Annotated in this window: 2 protein-coding genes; both read right to left on the reverse strand. The window is 63.8% G+C overall.

Translation table 11 applies throughout. The features are described from left to right. On the reverse strand, window positions 1-701 hold a 701-nt coding region (glsA, locus tag EOA24_RS35930), incomplete at its 3' end, for a glutaminase A (protein ID WP_189354517.1). A gap of 5 nt (window positions 702-706) precedes the next feature. Further along, a complete protein-coding gene (locus tag EOA24_RS35935) occupies window positions 707-1,855 on the reverse strand; it encodes an aminotransferase class I/II-fold pyridoxal phosphate-dependent enzyme (RefSeq protein WP_126082838.1) in 1,149 nt (382 codons plus the stop codon). Window positions 1,856-1,971 lie beyond the last annotated feature (116 nt).

The raw sequence follows: 1,971 nt of genomic DNA on the forward strand, positions 1-1,971 counted from the left end.
CCGATACGGCGTGCCCGCTCGGCCGACACGACCGAATGCCCGGTCGCCGGATTCCTTCCGCTATTGGCGAGGAACCGGCCCGCCATGGCAAGCTGCCGGCAACTCATGGCGATGGCGCAGTGATGGAAATAGACGCCCAGTGCCAGCTCCGGCTCATGATGAAGATTGCCGAAGGATTTCATGTAGTTGGCCAAGGCGAAGTTGCGGTAGCCGGTCGCCCGCTCGGACGCCGCCACTTCGCGGTCGATGATGATCGTCTCGTCATCGGCGAGGAACTGGATGAAGCGCAGGATCTCGCCGATCGCCTCGCGCGGCTGATGCCCGGCGAGCAGCACGTCGGAGACGACTATGGCGCCGGCATTGATGAACGGATTGCGCGGGATGCCGTTCTCATGTTCGAGCTGGACGATCGAGTTGAACGGATTGCCGGACGGCTCGCGGCCGACGCGCTGCCAGAGCGCATCGCCGACCTTTCCCAGCGCCAGCGTGAGGGTGAAGACCTTCGAGACGCTTTGGATGGAAAAGGGCTGATCGGCATCGCCGGCAAGGATGACGCGGCCATCATTGGTCACGGCGGCGATGCCGAACCTCTTCGGATCGACCTTGCCGAGCTGCGGGATATAGGTCGCTACCTTGCCGCGATCGGTGCGTTCAGCCATTTCGGCGGCGACTTCCGCCAATGCTTGCTCGAGTTCCGGCATGGCTTCTATTTCAGCCAGTGTTCGATGCGCGCCAGCGCCTCGACCATGTCTTCATGGCTGCCGGCATAGGAAAAGCGCATGGTGCGATGCCCCTGCTGCGGATCGAAATCGCGGCCTGGCGTCGCCGCGACATGCGCCTCGGCCAGCATTTTTCGCGCAAAGGCCATGCTGTCATTGGTGTGGCGGGTGACATCGCAGAAGGCATAGAAGGCGCCGTCCATGGGTGCTGCCAACGCAAAGCCGAGCTCGGGCAGACGCTTCATCAGAAGGTCGCGATTCCAGGCATAGCGCGCCTTCACCTTTTCGAGCTCCTCCGTGGCCTTGAAGGCCTCGATCGCGGCGATCTGCGACAATTCCGGCGGCGAGATATAGAGGCTCTGGGCGATACGCTCGACCGGCCGCACCAGTTCCTCGGGCAGCACCATCCAGCCGATGCGCCAGCCGGTCATGCAATAGTATTTCGAGAAGGAATTGATCACGGTCACGCCGGCGCCATGCGCCAGCGCGGTCACATCGGGCGCCGCATAGGCCAGCCGGTGGTAGATTTCATCGGATATGACGGCGATGCCGAGTTCCTCCGCCGTCTTCACCAGGGCCGCAAGTTCGTCCGCCGGGATCACCGCTCCAGTCGGATTGGCGGGGCTGGCAAACAGCACACCCTTCAGCGGCTTATCGCGATGCGCGCTCTTCAGGTGATCGGCATGCAGATAGGCATCCGTGCCGAGCTCGATCTCGACGATCTCGATGCCGAGCGCGGCCATGATGTTTCGGTAGGCAGGATAGCCTGGCGCGGCGATGGCGACGCGGTCGCCCGGATCGAACATGGCCAGGAAAGCGAGGTTGAAGGCGGCCGACGACCCCGTGGTGACGGCAATGCGCGACGGCGCGACATCGATCCCGTAATGCTCGCCATAGTGCTCGGCGATCGCCTTGCGCAGATCGGCCAGGCCCAAGGCATCGGTGTAGCCGATGCGGCCGTGCCTGAGGGCCGCGGCCGCCGCTTCGCGGACGCCGGCCGGCGCGGGATCCGACGGCTGGCCGACGGCCATCGACACCACAGGCACGCCGGTGGCCTTCAGCCGGTTGGCTTCGGCCAGGATGTCCATGGCGTGGAAGGGCTCGACTTCCCCCCGGCGCGAAAGCGAAACGACCATTTGACCTCTTCCAACTGCCCTATTTCGGTGAATTCCGGACGCAAGCAGCGCAGACTTGTCCTTGAACTGCCCTAGTTAAAGGAACAGCGCCGCACAAATGCCCGATTGATGTGGGG

Source organism: Mesorhizobium sp. M2A.F.Ca.ET.039.01.1.1 (assembly GCF_003998035.1).
Classification (GTDB): Bacteria; Pseudomonadota; Alphaproteobacteria; order Rhizobiales; family Rhizobiaceae; genus Mesorhizobium.